The sequence below is a fragment of the Mucilaginibacter sp. GW822-FHT03E02 genome (genome assembly GCF_058801545.1).
The window spans coordinates 424,941-444,962 of the sequence record NZ_JBXANJ010000002.1 but is presented as its reverse complement, the minus strand read 5'-3'; the positions used below and the strand labels follow the sequence as shown (position 1 = coordinate 444,962).

Annotated in this window: 9 protein-coding genes; 7 read left to right on the top strand and 2 right to left on the bottom strand. The window is 43.5% G+C overall.

The features are described 5' to 3' along the window. Nucleotides 1-5: 5 nt before the first annotated feature. Nucleotides 6-2,402: a hypothetical protein gene (locus tag AC1RM2_RS28615; RefSeq protein ID WP_492988574.1), complete on the top strand. Its 2,397-nt coding sequence runs from the start codon at nucleotides 6-8 to the stop codon at nucleotides 2,400-2,402. Between the two features lie 58 nt (nucleotides 2,403-2,460). On the opposite strand, the gene AC1RM2_RS28610 is transcribed toward AC1RM2_RS28615, so the two are convergent. Further along, a complete protein-coding gene (locus AC1RM2_RS28610) occupies nucleotides 2,461-6,024 on the bottom strand; it encodes a VCBS repeat-containing protein (RefSeq protein ID WP_492988573.1) in 3,564 nt (1,187 codons plus the stop codon). Between the two features lie 87 nt (nucleotides 6,025-6,111). Here AC1RM2_RS28610 and AC1RM2_RS28605 point away from each other — a divergent pair, with 87 nt between their 5' ends. After that, the gene (locus AC1RM2_RS28605) at nucleotides 6,112-6,240 is read left to right on the top strand and encodes a hypothetical protein (protein ID WP_492988572.1); all 129 of its coding nucleotides are present in this window, start codon (nucleotides 6,112-6,114) and stop codon (nucleotides 6,238-6,240) included. 18 nt (nucleotides 6,241-6,258) lie between these two features. Then, a complete protein-coding gene (locus AC1RM2_RS28600; protein WP_492988571.1) occupies nucleotides 6,259-7,578 on the top strand; it encodes a vanadium-dependent haloperoxidase in 1,320 nt (439 codons plus the stop codon). Nucleotides 7,579-7,802: 224 nt separating this feature from the next. Here the strand turns inward: AC1RM2_RS28600 and AC1RM2_RS28595 are convergent, their stop codons facing one another. Continuing rightward, nucleotides 7,803-11,798: a hybrid sensor histidine kinase/response regulator transcription factor gene (locus AC1RM2_RS28595; protein ID WP_492988569.1), complete on the bottom strand. Its 3,996-nt coding sequence runs from the start codon at nucleotides 11,796-11,798 to the stop codon at nucleotides 7,803-7,805. A gap of 195 nt (nucleotides 11,799-11,993) precedes the next feature. On the opposite strand from AC1RM2_RS28595, the gene AC1RM2_RS28590 reads away from it, so the two are divergent. From AC1RM2_RS28590 to AC1RM2_RS28575, 4 genes are all read left to right on the top strand, one after another. After that, on the top strand, nucleotides 11,994-15,191 hold the full coding sequence (locus AC1RM2_RS28590; RefSeq protein ID WP_492988568.1) for a SusC/RagA family TonB-linked outer membrane protein: 3,198 nt from the start codon (nucleotides 11,994-11,996) through the stop codon (nucleotides 15,189-15,191). A 22-nt stretch (nucleotides 15,192-15,213) separates the two neighbouring features. Next, entirely contained in the window at nucleotides 15,214-17,106 is a 1,893-nt protein-coding gene (locus AC1RM2_RS28585) for a RagB/SusD family nutrient uptake outer membrane protein (RefSeq protein ID WP_492988567.1), read from the top strand. Nucleotides 17,107-17,126: 20 nt separating this feature from the next. Continuing rightward, nucleotides 17,127-17,831, top strand: coding sequence for a DUF3823 domain-containing protein (locus tag AC1RM2_RS28580; protein ID WP_492988566.1), 705 nt, complete (start codon nucleotides 17,127-17,129; stop codon nucleotides 17,829-17,831). A gap of 269 nt (nucleotides 17,832-18,100) precedes the next feature. After that, a complete protein-coding gene (locus AC1RM2_RS28575) occupies nucleotides 18,101-19,942 on the top strand; it encodes a glycoside hydrolase family 2 protein (protein ID WP_492988565.1) in 1,842 nt (613 codons plus the stop codon). The last annotated feature ends 80 nt before the right edge of the window (nucleotides 19,943-20,022 follow it).

Here is a 20,022-nt window from a genome sequence, read left to right as displayed (position 1 = left end):
AAACCATGAAAAAAATTACCAGCATTTTTTTCGCAGTAGCGATCATGTCAATAACCAGGTTGTTTGGGCAGGTATTACCCGAAGTGCAGGCCAATTTTAATGATTACACATCAAACGCGCTGCAGGAGAAGTTATTTGTACATACCGATAAAAACGGCTACACCGCAGGAGAAGTGCTTTGGTTTAAAGTATTTAATGTGGATGGTATTTTTATGAAACCCATTGGGTTAAGTAAGGTGGTATATGTTGAAGTACTTGATGATAAGCAAACGCCGGTATTGCAAACAAAAATTGCCATGAAGGATGGCAGGGGAAATGGTTCATTGTATATCCCGGTTAATTTGCCAACAGGTAATTTTGTATTGCGGGCTTATACCAGTTGGATGAAAAACTTTAGCGCCGATTGCTATTTTTCAAAAAAACTGGTCATCATAAATCCGCTGAAAAGTCCGGTAAAGGCAGAGAAAGCACCGTTAGCAGCCTATGATATCCAGTTTTTTCCGGAAGGCGGGCACCTGGTTAGTGGAATAGCAAGTGTAGTAGGGGTAAAAGCTGCCGATAAATGGGGTAAAGGCGTAAATTTTAAGGGCGCTATTGTTAGTCAGAACAATGATACGGTAGCCAGGTTTGAGCCATTGAAATTCGGAATCGGCAGGTTTGTTTTTAAGCCTCAAAGTAATACCACCTACCGTGCAGTCATTAAAATTGACGGTAAATTGATACAAAAGGATATTCCTGCTATAAGCGATAAAGGCTATGTAGTGAGCTTAAAAGATAATGGCAACGGCCAGCTTTCGGTTAGTGTAAATACAAACCTGCCCGATGGCAACGTTTTCCTTTTTGCTCAAAGCCATCAAGTGGTTAAAGCAGTGCAATCATCTGCTGTAACCAATGGTATCGCCAGTTTTATTGTAGATAAAAGCAGGCTTGGCGAAGGAATATCGCAAATAACCATTTTTAGCGCCGATAAAAAGCCGGTTTGCGAACGCCTTTATTTTAAACGTCCAACAAAAAAACTATCTATAAGCGCCGGTACAGGCGCTACGCAGTACGCCATGCGTAAAAAGGCCGATGTTACTGTAGCCACGCAAGGTGCAGGTAATAAGCCTGTTGCCGCCAGCCTGTCGGTATCTGTTTACAGGGTGGATTCGTTGCAGCACAACCAACAGGAAGATATCTTGAGTTACTTATGGTTAAAATCGGATTTAAGAGGGGAAATTGAATCGCCAGGTTATTATTTTAACGATAAAAACACCGTAACTACCGAGGCTGCAGACAACCTAATGCTTACCCAGGGTTGGCGAAGCTTTGCGTGGGACGATGTTTTAAATAAAAAAACACCGGCTTTTAATTTTTTACCCGAGCTAAGCGGCCCGGTTATTACTGCTACCCTGGTTAATAAACTTAATAACCAGCCCGAAAAAGATATCCAGGCCTACCTTGGGATACCGGGTAAACATATCCAACTGTATGCCGCTAAAAGCGACGCCCGTGGTAAACTGGTATTTAACATGCGGGAGTTTTACGGGCCAAATGAAATTGTGGTTGAAACCAACACCGTTGTTGATACCAATTACCGTATAGATGTTTTGACGCCATTTTCTGACCAGTTTGCTAAGACGACAACGCCGCATTTTGACGTTACACCTGGCCTGCAAGCAACTTTTGAAGATGCTGCATTAACAATGCAGGTCCAAAATATTTACAATGGCCCAAAAATGAGGCAGTTTACCGATCCCCGCCCGGATACCACGGCATTTTATGGAGCACCCTACAAAACTTACCTGTTAGATAACTATACCCGCTTTACTACAATGGAAGAAGTAATGCGCGAATACATTAGGGAGGCAAACGTTTTTCATACCGGCAATCAATTTCATGTAAAAGTGGTTACCGGTATTGGCATAGGCTTCCTGGCCGATGATGACCCGATGATGCTGATAGATGGGGTGCCATTTTTTGATATGAATAAAGTGTTTAAGGTTGATCCGCTCAAAATTCGTAAACTCGAGGACGTGCCATTTAACTACTCGCTGGGGCCATCATATGAACATGGGATATTTAGTTTTACCAGCTACAAAGGCGACCTGGGCGGTGCCGAAATAGACCCGCATGCGGTGGTGCTTGATTATGAAGGCTTACAGCAAGAACGGCAGTTTTATTCGCCGGCTTACGATACCGATACCCAAGCTGCCAGCCACATGCCCGATTTCAGGAACGTACTTTACTGGTCGCCATCTGTAAACACGGGTGCCGATGGTAAGCAACAATTGTCATTTTATACATCCGATCAGCCTGGAACTTATATCGGCGTAATACAAGGGATAACCCAAAGCGGCGAGGCAGGCAGCCAAACCTTCAGTTTTGAAGTAAAACCGAGTTATTCATCGCAGGTAAAGTGAAAGCACTTCTATACAAAAACAAATGGCGGGTTGTTTTTAAGCGACCCGCCATTGTTTTTTAATTGGCTATTTCTCTCTTCTTTCCGGCATACCCGGTAATGGTGATCTTACTTACATCCGCGTCAACCTGCAGGTTACGCGATGATTGCGACAGGTAAGTAGAGCCGTAGTAAAACTCTACCCGTTTTTTACTGCCGTTTTTATAAGTGATATCTGCAAAAAAATCATCAGCCTTTAGTTTGATGTACTTTTTAGGCTTCATACCAATGCCGGTTTGCCTATATACTTTCAGGCTGTCCTGGTTTTGGGTGGCTACTAAAATATCACCTCCCTTAGCTGATTGTATGGCGGCCAGCGCTTTGGCATCTCCATTAATAAACAGCCCGCTTTTAGCTACAGATAGGGGAGCGAAGCCGCCTTTACCATTACCTTTTAGGTACAAGCCCATAAAGGCATCATGCCGCCCGGTAAAAGGCTCCATTCCAAAATCGTTACCTGCCATTACCAGGTCAAGGTTGCCGTCCTGGTCAATATCTTTAGCAACCATACCGTACACGGGCGCCATTTGTGTGGCTAATGGCATAGGGCTTATTGTAAATTTGCCGTTTCCTTTATTGGTAATAAAGCTGGTGTTCATGTCCGTGGCTTTCATGATCACCGCGTTTTCTTTGTCCTTGTCGCTCCATAAATCATCCATAGTAGCTTTGCCGAAGCCCCTGTAGCTTGGGTATTTTTTGCGGATAGAGATCAGCTGGCTTATTAAATCGTCGCGGGTGTGCATCGGGAAGGGTTTTTGCAATCCATCCTCGGCTTTCATGTAGCAAAATATCATAGCGTCGAATGAGCCGTTGCCATCAAGGTCTTTGCCCATAATGGTCATTGGTTGTTCAAAAGTTGCTTTGTAATTTGAGTTTTGGCCCAGGTTACCGGCTACATAATCCACCTGGCCATCGTTATTAAAATCACCGGCAACAATACTGTTCCACCAGCCAACATGGTTGTCAACTCCCGTTTTAATTTTGGCAAAACCATTACCGGTATTTTTGTAAAAGGTTACCGGCATCCACTCGCCAACAACAACCAGGTCAGCAAGCCCGTCGTTATCAAAATCAGACCATAGCGCATCGGTAATCATCCCGCCGTGAACCAGTTCGGGGCAAAGCTGTGTGGTTACGTCGGTAAATTTGCCGCCGTCGTTCCTGAAAATATGGCTCACCGGCGATGATGGGTAAGCACCCGAAACAGACCGCCCGCCTACAAACAGGTCAAGGTCGCCATCGCGGTCAAAATCGGCTGCGCGTACACAGGAGCCATTATCATACTCAACCGGCACAGTACCAAAGCTTTTGGTAAACTGGCCCTTACCATTGTTTATATATAGGCGGTCTTGCGCGGTGGTATGGTCTTTCGGGAACTCGTAGCTGCCGCTAACTACATATAAGTCAAGGAAGCCATCGCCATTGGCATCAAACAACAGTGCGCCCATATCTTCTTCTTCCTTGAAATTATCGTTTAAAAAACGATTATTGTCCAAGGTAAACTTACCGTCGGCACCTTGCATAAAAAACACGCCTTTATTGCCTGCAGCCCCGCTAACATAAAAATCGTCGTAGCCGTTGTTATCTATATCACCCACAGCAATAGATGGCCCATACTGGCTTAGTTTATGAGGTAAGGTTGGTTGGATGTTGTAATCAATGGCATCTTTTTCCTGGTGCACATATTTGATGCCCAATTGGTTTGCTGCTGATTGGAATATTGGTGCGCGCTCCAGCGGAAGCTGCGGACTGTAATTGCCCGAACTATTTTTGTATTGCAGGTTGATAGTTTGATTTGCCTTAATATTTTTTACCAATTCGGTCTTGCCATCTGCCCAGCGGATGCGCATTGAATCAATTTCATTAGCAGTGTCGATACCGAAATGTGCTTTAGCATCATCGGTGCTCATGTAGCCGCGGCAGGGCTGCTGGTCGTAAAGTTGTTGCTTGCCCTGGTAGTAAATACGCATGGTTGCACCAATGCCGCCAAGGTTTTTACTATCGCCCGTTAACTTAACGGTGAGGTAATGGTGCATTTTATTTACCTGTGTTTTGCTATTCAGCGTATTCTCGTAAATGAAGGCATCGTCATCAATATTGTTGATCACCAGGTCAAGGTCGCCATCGTTATCAAGGTCGACATAAACGCCGCCGGTCGAAAAAGTTGGCTTAACAATACCCCAGTTTTTCGACTGATCGGCAAACATATAACCGCCCTGGTTTTTAAAAGCATAACTGGCCGTTTTAACAACCGGGAACGAATCGGCTGCGGCCAACGTGCGGTTTTCCTTTACCGTACGGCCCTGGTCGTTACTGTATAGGGCATGGTCAAGGTCGGTTACATCGCGGGGGTAGCCGTTGGTAATTACCATATCGCGGTAACCATCGTTATCAAAATCGGCCACTAACGGTGTCCAGCTCCAGTCGGTTTGGTAAATGCCGGCCATGTAGGCTATATCACTAAACTGGGTGTGCCCCAGCGGCGTTTTTCCCTGGTTTAACTGCAATACGTTACGGATATATTGATGCTCGTAATTGAATTTTTTGTTATTGATGTAGGTAATGTAGTTATCGCCCATCAGCATAGTTTTTTTACGCACATTTTCTTCGGGCAGCATCTCTAACGATACCAGGTCGGGCAGGCCGTCGTTGTTGATGTCTACCAAATCCGACCCCATTACCGACCAGCCGGTGTGCTTAAAATAGTCGCCCGCGCGGTTGGTAAATGTTCCGTTTTTGTTGTTGATGTATAGCACATCGTTTGATATAAAGTCATTGCCCACATAAATATCAGGCCAGCCGTCGTTGTTAATATCTGTTACCGATACCGAGTTGCCAAAGCCCTCAATTAAAATCCCTGCCTCTTTAGTAACATTGCTAAAAGTACCGTTACCATTGTTGCGGTACAGTCTGTCGTTATTTTCGGCGCTTCCATCAGTCAGTTTAGGGCGGTACGCTACCGGGGTGGTTTTGCCTAAAAAGTTGGTCAGCAGATACATATCCAGGTCGCCATCATGGTCGTAATCAAAAAATATGGCTTGTGTGCTGTAGCCGTTATCATCTAATCCGTAGGCCTTTGCTTCGTCTTTAAAAGTGGGGATGCCATCTTTATTGTTGCCCTGGTTAATGTAAAGCATGTTACGGCGCTGTTCGGCATTTGATTTAAACGACGCGCAAACGTAAATGTCCATTTTGCCATCGTTATTAATATCCACAACAGATACACCCGCGCTCCATTTGCCTTCGCCATCAACGCCGGCAGTACTGGTTATATCGGTAAATTTTAAGTCGCCTTTGTTGAGGAATAGCTTGTTGGCCACCATGTTGCCTGCAAAGTAAACGTCGGGCAGGCCATCGTTATTAAAATCGCCTATGCCGACGCCTGCGCCGTTGTACAAATAAGGATGGTTAAGAATGTTGATGCTGTCGCTTGGGCTTAGGGTGTTCTTAAAATCGATGCCGGTTTGCGATGCATCCAAGAGTTTAAAAAGGGTAGGGCCGTCCTGCCTGCGCGAGCAGCCGGCGGCCAAAAAAAGCAATAGTATAAGCGCGGGTTTAAACTTAATGAGTAAAGGTTTTATCATGTAATTACAGTAAAAATTTAATAATGGTTTATGCTTTGGTCGAGCTTTAACTTATTGAAGGCTATACAGTAAGCGTACGTAAAGAAAATGGATTTTGATATAAAGGATTCTGCAAATCATCTCAATATTTCGTCAAATTGTATCGCTCAATACATGTTTATGGATTTCCTGTTAGCTTTGATGGATAGCCTATCCGGGCCAATTAACCTTTATTAATTTTATCGGAACCCATACATGAATAAACTTTACTTTACTGTGTTTTCTGTTGTCTTGTTGTTTGCCTGTAATAAAAATAACGGGTGGAAAAAATCAGCCGAAAACCCCAATTACATCCATCGTTCGGTACGCGAGGTTAGCGAGGTAATGCTGCATGATATTTATTCGCCGCCGGTGGCAAGCCGTATTTATGCTTATATTACCGTTGCAGGATACGAGGCCGCACGTAACGGCAACACAAAATATCTGTCGCTTGCGGGCCAGGTAAAAGGCTTGGATTCAATCCCCAAACCCGAAGCCGGCAAAACATACTGTTACAATTTAGCTGCCGCGCATGCCATTTTAACGGTTGGGAAAATCCTGGTGATGTCGGAAGGCCGGATAGAGGCTTTCCACAGCGGGCTGATGGATGAATTTAAAAATACCGGCATGCCCGACGATGTATACCAAAACTCGATAGCTTATGGAAAGTTGATTGCCGACCGGATCATTAAATGGGCGGGCAAGGATAATTACAAGCATACCCGTTCGTTATCAAAATACGATGTGCAAACAGACGATGCCACCTGGAAGCCGACACCACCGGCCTATATGAAAGGGGTGGAGCCGCACTGGAACGAAATACGTCCTTTTTTACTGGATTCGGCACAGCAGTTTAAGCCTGCAAAAGCTGTAGATTTTTCAAAGGAACCCACCAGTTATTTTTATAAACTGGCTGTTGCTGTCAGGGATGCGGGCCAACACTTAACACCAGAGCAAAGCACGATAGCCAAATATTGGGATGATAACCCGTTTAAAGTTAATACCAATGGGCATACCATGTTTGCCACAAAAAAAATATCTCCCGGGGGCCATTGGATAAACATTGCCGGGTTGGTTTGCCGCCAGGCAAAAGCCGACTACGTCCGTTCGGCGGAGACTTATGCCTGCCTTGCTGTTGTAATTGCCGATAGCTTTATTAATTGTTGGGACGAAAAATATAAAAGCAAAGTTATTCGCCCCGAAACCTATATTAACCAATATATTGATCAAAACTGGATGCCGTTGCTGCAAACCCCACCATTCCCCGAGTATACCAGTGGGCATAGCGTAGTTTCAAATGCATCGGCAGTGGTGCTCGGCAAGTTATTTGGCGATAATTTTACCTTTACCGACTCTACCGAAGTGGAGTTTAGCATCCCCACCCGTAAGTTCAAATCATTTAAAGCAGCGGCCGATGAGGCAGCCATCAGCCGGTTTTACGGCGGTATTCATTATATGCCATCCATTGTAAATGGCGTTGACGAAGGCATGCGCATTGGCCGGTTTGCATTAACTAAACTAAAAACACATAAATAGTAGTATCGACCAGTACCAGGCGACAAATATTTGAATGCGCCTAAATTTGGCTATCCATTTAGTGTTAACCATGATAAAATATAGAATGCTGATTATCAAATATTTAAATTTTTTATCTGAAAAGTGTTAAGTTGTGTTAACCCAATTAGATGCGTTTGCCCATTATCAAGTATCAAGATTTTTTGACTTCCGGACTTTCGGACAAAAAACTTCCGGACTCAATACTAATAAGTTTTAATCTTCTGATTCTTTTTATTTTGTTGATACTCGGTAGGGGTGGTGCCAAATTGTTTCAAAAAGTTACGGCCCAGGTGCGATTGTGAGCTGTAACCTACCATATTGGCAACTTCATAAATCTTATAATCGCCATCTTCAAGCAGTTTTGCAGCTGCCTTAAGGCGGGTTATATTAATCAGTTCGTTAATGGTTAGGTTTGATATAGCCTTAATTTTACGGTACAACGTAGGCTTACTCATGTTCATCAGGCTGGCAATCTGCTCCACATCAAGGTCGGGATTTTGGATGTTGTGGTTAATTACCGCGTTAAGCTTATCCAAAAAGCTTTCGTCCGGTTTGGAGTAGGCCATGGTTTTAATATTCGCCAACGGCGAACTTGCAAAATGGTCTTTGATTTTATTGCGGTTAATAAGCAGATTGGCTATTTGCACCTGTAAATGCTCGGGCGAAAACGGTTTTTCGATATAGGCGTCTGCGCCTACTTCCAGGCCTTCTATTTTGCTTTGCAGGGTATTTTTGGCCGTGAGTAATATAATAGGGATGTGACTATAATCAAATGTGGTTTTGATGCGTTTGCATAATTCAAAGCCATCAATTCCCGGCATCATTACGTCGCTGATGATAAGCTGGATGTTTTCAATTTCTATCATATCCAGCGCTTCCTGGCCGTTTAATGCTTTTATTACAGCATATTTATCGCTCAGGTCATCCGAAATAAAATCAAGGATCTCGGGATTGTCATCTACCAAAAGTATAATCGGTTTCATAAAGTCAAAATTTTCTTCTTTAATAATATCGGTTAGTTCATAATCGCCGGGAGTAGTATGCAGGTCAAATTCCTTTTCCTGGTGAATGGGCAAGGTCAGGTTAAAAATGTTAAAATCGTTGATTGATTTATTCAACACCAATAATCCTTTGTGCAATTCGGCAAGTGAGCGCGATAGGGAAAGGCCTATCCCTGTACCAATTTGCTTTTCTGATTCCTTCATCCTGAAAAATGGCTCAAATATTTTTTCGCGCATTTCATAGGGTACAATGTAGCCGTTGTTCCTTATTTCAATGGTAAAAGTATTATCGCCTGGTTCGGGTTTTAACAGTTCAACTTCTATCACGTTTTCGCCATATTTAATGGCGTTATTGATCAGGTTACTTATTATTTTGGTAAAAGCTTCAATATCAACGTAAGCATACAGTGTTTTATCTGCACATATTAGTGTGTATCGTTGCCCTTTTTGCTCGGTTAGCGGTTTAAACCTCAAAAATATATCGGCCAGTAAATCAGCTATGTTTGTTTTTACAAAACTCAGGCTAAAGCCATTGGTTTCTGTTTTCCTGAAATCAAGCAGTTGATTGGTAAGATCGAGCAGCCTGTTGGTGTTTTTCTCCATGATCTTCAGGTTGTTTTGAATCTCGGGCACATGCTCCGATCTTTTGATCACTTTTTCCATTGGCCCTTTAATAAGGGTTAGCGGCGTACGTATTTCATGCGCTACGTTGGTGAAAAATTCAATTTTGGCATTATATATCTGTTTTTCCTTGTCGCTCTCCAGTATTTCAATCAGCCGCTTATTGCGCTGTTTGTTGCGATTGTGATACTGCTTCAGCAGATAGTAGCAAATAAAAATAACCAACATAGCATATAGGATATAAGCCCATATACTTTTCCAAAAGGGTGGTGCTATGTTAATTACAAGCGTGGTTTCTTTGGTGGTCCAAACACCATTGTTATTGGCGGCCTTCACTATAAAAGTATAATGACCGGGCTGCAGCTGTGTAAAGTATACTTTCCGGTTTCGTTTTAAATCTGTCCAGCCTTTATCAAGCCCCTTCATGGTGTACTTATACTGGGTCATTTCGGGCGATGGGTAGCTTAAAGCGGCAAAATCAATACTAAACGACGACTGGTTGTAATTTAAATTGATGTGTTTGGTGTAGATGATTGATTGGCTAAGCAGGGAATCGGCCCCTTTTACCATAATCTCTTTATTATGCACCTGGAAACCAGTTATATATACCGGGGCTATGTAGTTGTTATTATTAAAGCCGGCCGGGTTAAAACTTACCATACCCTTAACGCAACCAAAATACAGGGTGCCGTCGGTATCCTTAAACGCCGAGTTATAGTTAAACTGGTCGCTGAGCAATCCATTGGCTTTTGTATACACCTTAATGCTGTTGGTATTTATATTAAGGCACACCAGGCCACGGGAGGTGCTTACCCATAGGTTTTTATGATCATCCTCCAGCATCCGGAACACATAATTGCTGGGGAAGCCATTATCCAGATCATAAAACTTAAAGTCGTTTTTTACAGGGTCGTGCCGCCATAAGCCAAGGCCATCGGTTGCAAACCATAAAATGTGGTTGCTATCTTCAAATACTCCGTTTACTGTTATGCCGTTTAGCGCATTTTTTACCGGGTAATTGTAGGGTACATGATAGCTGGTATCTTTTACCGGATCATACCGGTAAATACCATCACGCACAGTGCCAATCCAAAGCATCCCCGTATGGTCTTCAAAAATGTCATAAATAAAATCCTGAACGGGTATCTTATCAATAAGTGTAAAATCTTTTTCCTTGCGGTTATACAGGTAAAAACCCCTGGTTGCACCAATATATATATTGCCGTTGCGCGTTTTGCGAAAACATATAACAAAATTGCTTTTTAACGTTTTACTGTCTTTTCCGGCAATATAAACTTTAACTACTTTCCCGCTGGGGATATCCATGATATCCAGGCCGTGCTCAAATGTGCCTATAAAAAGACTTTTCCCATCGGCAATCAGTCCATGGATATTGGTATTAGTGATATCTGTATTGCCGCCGGGCAGGTAATGTGTCCAGGTATGTTTATCGGCGCTCAGTTTGTTCAGGCCATTATCCTCGGTCCCCATCCAAAGGTTACCGTAATCGTCTTTGCAAATTTCGCGTACAACATTGCCTTTGAGTGAGTTTTTCTCGTCGCCGGGATAGAATTTATTAAAAGCCGAATATTGTTTAGGATAATAGTTTACCCCACCAAAATAAGTACCTGCCCAAATGCCTCCTTCCGAGTCGTGACACAAGGTATAAACCGCGTTATCTGATATGGAATAAGGATCATTGTATTTTTTTCGCAGGTTTAAAAAAGTGCCATGCACGTCGTCGTAAATAAATATGCCCGATTCTGTAGCCAGCCAAAACTCGTGTTCGGCATATTTGGCAAAATCTCTTACATATATCTCTGTTTTGTTGTCGTTATAAGTTAGTAAGTCGCGGTAAGTGCCTGTTGCACAGTCAAAATCTTTAAAGCCCTGGCTTGTAGTAGCTATAAAAATTTTGTTATTGCCTGCACTTATAATTTTTTCGATGAAATTTGATGGCGCCCATTTGGAGTGGCTGGTTATGCTATAGCTTTTAAACAAATTGTGTACAGTATCCATCCGTTCGATACTGCCCCGGCTGGTGGATACCCACAAGTACCCATCATTATTTTGCGCTATGCCGGTTGCCTCAAAATGTTGCTGCGGAAAGTAATCGGTAATTTGTTTTGTTTTGGTGTTAAATTTGATGAGCGAAGCGCCCGCCACGTACCAGCAGTTATTGTAATTGTCGAAAACAATATTGCGCACACCGTTGGTATTGGAGGGGTTTACGCGGGTAAAGCTTTCTGTTTTACTGTCAAATTTATCAATCCCTTCATCTGTACCGGCCCATAGGTTGCCATCATGATCAAGTGCCAGTGCATGCACCATATTGCTGCAGATACTCTTGTTGTTTTTGGGGTTATGCCTGAAAACCCTGAAGCTATAACCATCAAAACGGTTTAAACCATCGCGCGTGCCAAACCATAAAAATCCCTGTTTATCCTGCAGGCTGCAGTAAACTGTGTTGTTTGACAAGCCCTGCTCAACCTGGTAATGCCTGAAGTAATAAGGCTGTGCATTACAGATACTGAAGGATAGTATAAATAGTAAAAAAAATAAATATGCAGGTTTCAAAATCGATCTCTTGAACAAATATAGCCATTCTGAACAAGGGTTTTCGTCTGAATAAAAATTGATACTTTTTGACTAATTATTGAGATGATTTGGTTAATAAGGAGCCCCCCTAAATCTTTTTCTTTACATCGTGATTTTAGATATGTCAACATTACATTTTTTAAAATCAACAATTAACCAATAACAAATCAATTTATGAGAAAATTTTTACTACTCAGGCATGGGGGGCCCTCCCGCGTGCAATGGCCGCCCAGTAAATGGGGCCAAAAAGTAACATTAGTTGTATTCTCTATCATGAGCTGCCTGCTTTTTTCGCTTGGTGCATCTGCACAGGTGAAGGTAACGGGAACGGTAACTGATACCACGGGCGAAGCGCTAACAGGCGTTGCCGTACGTATTAAAGGCGCCCAGGGTGGATCAACAACTGATGTAAAGGGACAGTTTAGCTTAACTGTACCTGATGCCAACAGCGTGCTGGTATTAAGCTATATTGGCTTCGCCACAATGGAATTTCCGTTAAACGGGCAAACAAGTATCAGAGTGCGGCTAAAAGCAACTAACTCATCACTGCAAGAAGTTGTAGTAACAGGTTACGGTTCACAAAAAAAGGAATCCATTACGGGCGCTATCTCCAGCGTAACCAGTAAAGATCTTGATCGCGTGCATGCCGGTTCAACGGTGAGCACGGGTTTGGCAGGTAAAATTCCAGGTGTAACTTTCAGAATGTCTGAAGGCAGGCCGGGAGCAAGCGCCAGCATACAAATCCGTAACATGGGTTCGCCTTTGTATGTAATTGACGGTATCCAACAGGATGAAGGCCAGTTTAACAACCTTGCGCCAAACGATGTGGAAAGCATTACTGTATTGAAAGACGGCTCGGCAGCTATTTACGGTGTACGCGCGGCAAACGGTGTTGTGGTGGTAACCACTAAAAAAGGTAGTGGCGATGCGCGCATTAATATTGATGCCTATACCGGTTACCAAAACTGGTACAGGTTCCCGAATGTATTAACCAACTCGTACGATTACATGCGTTACCGTGCCGAAGCAGAGGTAAACAGCAATGGATCAACCCAGATAACCCCGGCCGAGCTTGAAAAATACAAGACCGGTACCGAAAAAGGTTATCAAAGCTTTAACTGGCGCGATTATGTGTTAAAGGCAAATAACAATGCCCCTCAAAACTCCGTGAACGCCAACTTTACGGGTGGTACTGATAGGGTTAACTATTATGTATCGGCAACCAACCTGTATCAAAACTCGCAGTTAGGTAAAGAGTATAAATTTAACCGTTCCAACATCCAGTCGAATGTTTCGGTAAAAGTTGCTGCTGGCTTAAAAGTAAGCCTTGATATTAACGGCCGTATTGAAACCCGCGAAAATCCTGGTGTACCTGGAGGTGACGATTACTTTTTGGCCCGCTTTGCGGTGTTAAGAAATACACCTTTAGAGCGTCCGTATGCTAATGACAATCCAGCCTATTTGAACGATATTGGCCATACCGAATCAAATTACGCGTTCCTTAATGATAAACTTTCGGGTTTATACCACAGCGACTGGCGGGTTTTGCAAACCAACTTTGGTGCAGAGTATCAAATTCCGGGCATAAAAGGCTTAACTGTTAAAGGTTTATATTCATATTACCTTGCCGATTATTTGCTGAATAACCAGGAGTATACCTATAATGCTTACACCTACAGGCCGGCTACCGACACTTACGATGTAACCGGTGGCAGTACCAACCCCTGGAGAGAGCGCGAACAGCGTAAAGAGTTTGCCAAAACTTACCAATGGCAAATTAACTACAACAATACTTTCGGCAAGCATACTATAGGTGCAACATTTGTTTCCGAACGCATCGAATTGCAGCACTTACGGAACTGGCTGCATGCTTCACCTGTATCCAATAACTTACCGCTTATTTATTTCCCTATCATGGATAGGTATGACGACAGCGATGATAAAGAAGCACGTACAGGCTACATCGGTCGTTTTAACTACAATTACGACAATAAATATTACTTTGAAGCTTCGGCAAGACGCGATGCATCATACCTGTTTGCACCCGATAAACGTGTGGGTTATTTCCCCGGCGCATCTGTTGGCTGGAGAATTACCCAGGAAAGTTTTGTTAAAAGCTTATTAGGCGAAACCAGTGTACTTAACGACCTAAAATTAAGGGCATCATATGGTGTATTAGGAGACGACAGAAACCTTATCGGTGCTTATTCCTACATTCCTGGTTACAACTATAATCAAGGTACGGCTATCATAGGCGGCAACCCGCTGGTAACCTCAAGAGATAAAGGTATCGTAACCAAAAATATATCATGGCTAAAAAGTAAAATATTTGACATTGGCGCCGATTTTAGTTTGCTGAACAGCCATTTAAACGGTACGGTAGATTATTTTTACCGCAAGCGCACAGGCCTGCTTGCTCGTAAGTATGACGTGGTACTGCCATCGGAAGTAGGGTACGATTTGCCGCAGGAAAATTTAAACAGCGATGCGCAGTTTGGCGAGGAAATATCGCTTAACTACACTAACAGAATAGGCGCCTTTACTTACAACGTTGGAGGTAACTTTTCTTATTCGCGATCTAAGGATCTGCAACAATACAAGCCACTGTTTAACAACTCGCTCGATCAATACCGTAACTCGGCAGCAAACAGGTATTCTCATATCGATTGGGGCTACCAGGTTATTGGCCAGTTTACCTCACAGGAACAAATCAATAATTATAAAATCAACAACGATGGCAAGGGTAATATATCCTTATTGCCAGGCGATTTGATGTATAAAGATCAAAACAACGATGGACGGATTGATCAGTACGATGAACGGCCGATTGGTTTTGGTTACGGCACACAACCCAATATTAACTTTGGATTTACCTTAGGCGGCGCTTATAAAGGCTTCGATTTTCATGCTGATTTTTCGGGAGGCGCGGGTTATACCTGGTTCCAGAACTGGGAAACACGCTGGGCTTTCCAAAACAACGGTAACCTAAATGCCATTTTTACCGATAGGTACCACCATTCGGATCCATTTGATGTAAACAGCCCGTGGGTTCCGGGTAAATATCCGGCAAACAGGGTTAATCCCGGATTTGGCCATTCCGATTATGAGTTGAATGGTCAGCGTAACTCTACTTACTGGTTGCATAATGTAAAATACCTGCGTGCCAGAACGCTTGAGTTAGGTTATTCGCTACCGGTTAATATGTTAACAAAGGTGAAGATCAGGAAAGCAAGATTTTATGTTAACGCATACAACATGTTTTCATTTGATAACCTGAAACAATACGCGGTTGATCCGGAAGTAACGGATGATAACGGGCTTCAATTTCCTCAAAGCAAGGTACTTAACTTCGGTGTTAATTTAACCTTTTAATTATCCCTTAAGTTTAAATTCAATGAAAAAAATAACTATAACAACCATGTTTGCAGCACTGTTAATTACAGGTGCATGTAAAAAAGATAGCGAGTTCCTGGATGTGCCGCCAAAGCAGATCATATCTGCTGATGTCGCGTTTTCAGATCCGGCGCTTGTACTGTCTATCTTAGGCGATCTTTACAACAGGCAGGTAGATTTTTCTGGTCTGGACAATGGCTGGTCATCTTTTACCGATTTTAGCGAGTCGTTCCCATCAGAAAACGGGAGCTATTTCTTTGTACAAAGAACCGGTTGGGGCTTTGGTGAGTGGGGTTTATACGATTACACCTACATCAGGGACCTTAACCTGTTCATTGAGCGTGCTACGGCCGCTACCAAACTTACAGACGATGTTAAAAATGGCTTTATTGCCGAAGGCAGGTTTTTGCGTGCCAACTTTTACTTCGAGATGGTAAAAAGGATGGGCGGCGTACCACTTATCACCAAATCATTAGATTACGATTTTTCGGGCAACGTAACACCGCTGCAAATACCGCGCGCCAAAGAATCGGAAGTATATGATTTTATTATCAGCGAAGCCGAAGCGATTAAAGATCTGGCCACCAACGTTACCGATAAATCAAGGGCCTCAAAAGGCGCTATCCTGGCCATGGAGGCAAGGGCAGCTTTATATGCCGCTTCAATTGCTAAATATGGCGCTACAACGCCAGTGGTTACTTTACCAGGTAACGAAGTAGGTATACCTGCAAGCATGGCAACCGGCTACTATACCAAAGCACTTACGGCTGCAAAGGCTATTATTAGTGGCAGCGCAGGCAACTATCAGTTATACAAATCATTACCAGACGCAAGCGACAACTTTGCCAACCTTTTCCTGGATAAAACCAGCCCCGAATCAATCTTTGTGGAAGACTTTAAAGCAAACGGTGGTAAAACACACGGCTTTACCACCAACGATCAGCCTTTTTCTATCTCTGACGAAGGTTTAGATGCGGGCAGGTTAAACCCATCATTAAACCTGGTAGAAGCGTTTGAAAAGCTGGATAATACTTATGCGCCTATGGCTACTAAGGATGGCTCAGGTGATCCTGTTTATTATACCAGCCAGTTAGACATATTTGCGGGCAGAGATGCGAGGCTTGCCGGCACTGTGCTGTTGCCAAACGGCTTGTTTAAAGGAAAACGTACCGATGTAATGGCTGGGTATCAGTTAGCCAACGGAACGATCATCAGCAGTGGCGATGCCACACAATTACAGGAAGTGCCAGGTTTAGGCCGTGTGCAGGTTGTAGGAAAAGACGGCCCCGTTAATGGCGCCGAGTTTCGCACGCAAACAGGCTTTTATATCCGTAAATATCTTGACCCTACTGTAGGATCGGGTCGTCGCGGCCGTGGCAGCGATGTCAATTTCATCCGCTACCGTTATGCCGAAGTTTTGTTAAATGCGGCTGAGGCATCTGCCGAATTGGGCGATTATGCTACAGCTTCAACCTATATTAACCAGGTACGTGCAAGGGCAGGCCTTAACACGCCGCTTGTATTAACACCGGCTAATTATTTTGACAGGATAGTACATGAACGCCGTGTAGAGCTTGCTTTTGAAGGACATACTTTGTTTGATATGAAGCGCTGGAGGCTGGCTCACATTGTTTGGGATGGTAATACAATGGATGTTGCCGATTTGGTAAGCAATATTGGCAATGCTAAAAAACATAATACCCAGCCTTTTGGTTTGTGGCCATATAAATATTACAACCCGGGCAATGCCAATAACGGCAAGTGGATTTTTAAAGAGGTAAAACCAAGTCCGGTTACGGGCTCAAACAGGTTTCAGTTTGGTAATTATTATTCGCAAATTTCGGATGATATTATTTCCAAAAACCCTAAAATTATTAAGCAACCAAATCAATAGGTATTAATTAAAATAAGATCATGAAAATAAAATTTCATCATATCATAATAGCGCTCTTACTTGCAACCACGGGCTGTAAGAAAGATAACTACGACGCGCCGTCGGTAACGCTAAAAGGGCATTTAACTTACAAGGGAGACAATATTAATGTTGAAACCAACCAGGTGCCTTTCGATATTTATCAGCCTGGATTCGGCAAGTCCGGATCAATCAGGGGATTTTTTGACCAGGAAGGCGCTTACTCGTTGTTGCTGTTCAATGGTAATTATAAATTTACCATGCCCGCCAACCAGGGTCCGTTTTTGTGGAAGGAACTTAGCCCCGGAAAACGTGATACTGTTGCCATAAACTTAAGTGGCAATCAAACTGTAGATATTGAAGTAACACCATATTACATGTTACGTGAGGCCAAGTTTACTGCAGCCAGTAAAAAGGTAACAGCGGTATTTAATATCGAGAAGGTAATTACCGGCGTTAACGCAAAGGATATCGAACGTGTTACTTTATACCTTGGTAAAACCCAGTTTGTATCCGAAAACGGCGATAACCGTATCGCCAGGACTGATTTGGCGGGTTCGGCGATTGGTGGCCTTAACAATGTTTCGTTAACTGTTAATATACCAACTATTACGCCTACCCAAAACTATGTTTTTGCCCGGGTTGGGCTAAAAATTGCAGGGGTTGAAGATATGATCTATACTCCTGTAACAAAAGTGTCTTTCTAAGTTAATAATTGGTTGGGGTCGTACTGTGCGGTGCGGCCCCTTTTTAGTAGTAAGTATCAAGTAGTAAGTATCAAGACAACTGTTTTTTAGTATCAAGTAGTAAGTATCAAGACAACTGTTTTTTAGTATCAAGTAGTAAGTATCAAGATAGCTGCATTTTTTTAGTATCAAGTAGCTACGGCAAATACATGAAGTGAAACCGCAAGTAAAAATCTTACTACTTACTACTTACTACTTACTACTTACTACTAATATTCCCCATCAAACGAATGAAAAAACTAAATTTATGCCTTGCGGTTTTTACTGCGGCCTTTTTATCGGCTAATGCGCAGCAAAGCAGCTGGCACCTTATCAAAACAAAAATTACAACACCCTGGGCCGACAAGGTTGACCCAAATGCACCGCTGCCCGAGTATCCGCGTCCGCAGCTGGTAAGGGGTAACTGGCAAAATCTGAATGGATTGTGGGATTACGCCATAGTGCAAAAAAGTATCGCAGGCCCTGCCAGGTATGAAGGTAAGATATTGGTTCCTTTCGCCGTCGAGTCTGCCCTTTCGGGCGTTGGCAAAACGGTAGGGAAGGATAGCATGTTATGGTATAAAACTACCGTCACACTTAATAAAACATTAAAAGGCAAAGATGTATTGCTACACTTTGGCGCTGTTGACTGGCGTGCCGAAGTTTTTGTAAACGGCGTAAGCGCCGGTAAGCATGAAGGCGGCTTCGATCCCTTTACATTCAATATCACCCCTTATTTAAAAGGCGGTGCAAAACAAGAAATTAAAGTGAGCGTGTGGGACCCAACTAATGACGGCCCGCAACCACGCGGTAAACAGGTTAAAAGTCCCGAGGGGATCTGGTACACGCCCGTAACCGGCATATGGCAAACAGTTTGGCTGGAAGGCGTTGTCAAAACGCATATCGAGGCCACCAAACAAACCCCCGATATTGATAACCACACATTAACGGTTTCGGCCGAAGTAACCGATAGCCAACCCGGCGACCAACTGAAAATAACTGCCTGGGATGGCAAGACCAAAGTTGACGAAAAAATAGTTGATGCAGGCGCCGCCGCCGTATTAGATATAAAGGACGAAAAATTATGGTCGACAACAGATCCTTTCCTGTACGATTTACAGGTAGCCGTTATCCGCAAGGGCAAGCCTGTTGATGAAGTAAAAAGCTACTTTGCCATGCGCAAAATTTCGCTTGGTGCCGATGCCAAGGGTGTACAACGCATGTTGCTGAACAATAAGTTTGTTTTTGAATACGGCCCGCTTGACCAGGGCTGGTGGCCCGATGGCCTGTATACCCCGCCAACTTACGAGGCCATGAGCTACGATATTGACCAGTTAAAAGCCATGGGCTTTAACATGATCCGTAAGCACATTAAGGTTGAACCTGCCCGCTACTATAACTATTGCGATAAAACAGGTATGCTGCTTTGGCAGGATATGCCAAGCGGCGATTTGGGTAACCACTGGGAAAACCGCCCCGGCGTGTTAGACGGGCAAACCGATCAGCAACGTACGCCCGAATCGGAAGGTTATTACCGCAAGGAATGGAACGCCATCATCAACTCATTATACAACTACCCTTGTATTGTGGTTTGGACGCCGTTTAACGAAGCCTGGGGGCAATTTAAAACGGTTGAAATTACAGAATGGACAATGAAAAAAGACCCATCGCGCCTGGTGAACAGTGCCAGCGGGGGTAATTTTTACGATACCGGAAATATGGTTGATTTGCACAATTACCCGCACCCTGCAATGCCGCGCCCCGAGATTTTTGGTAAAACCAAAGCCGTGGTACTGGGCGAGTTTGGCGGCTTGGGCTGGCCTGTTGACGGGCATACCTGGCAAGCCAACAAAAACTGGGGCTACCAGAACTTTAAAAATGGCGACGACCTGCTAAAACGTTATATCACCTTTACCGATAGATTGCAGGAACTTATAAAACTTGGCCTTTCGGCAGCGGTATATACGCAAACAACCGACGTAGAAGGAGAGGTTAACGGTTTCATGACTTACGACCGTAAAGTGATTAAAATGCCTGTGGAATTGTTACGCAAAGAAAACGTGAAACTTTACAATCCGGCGTTGGTGAAATAAATGATAGGAACGATTTAGCGGCGACTGAACTGCGTAGCTATCACGAGCACAAACAACAACAAAAAGCGTGAATAATTCTC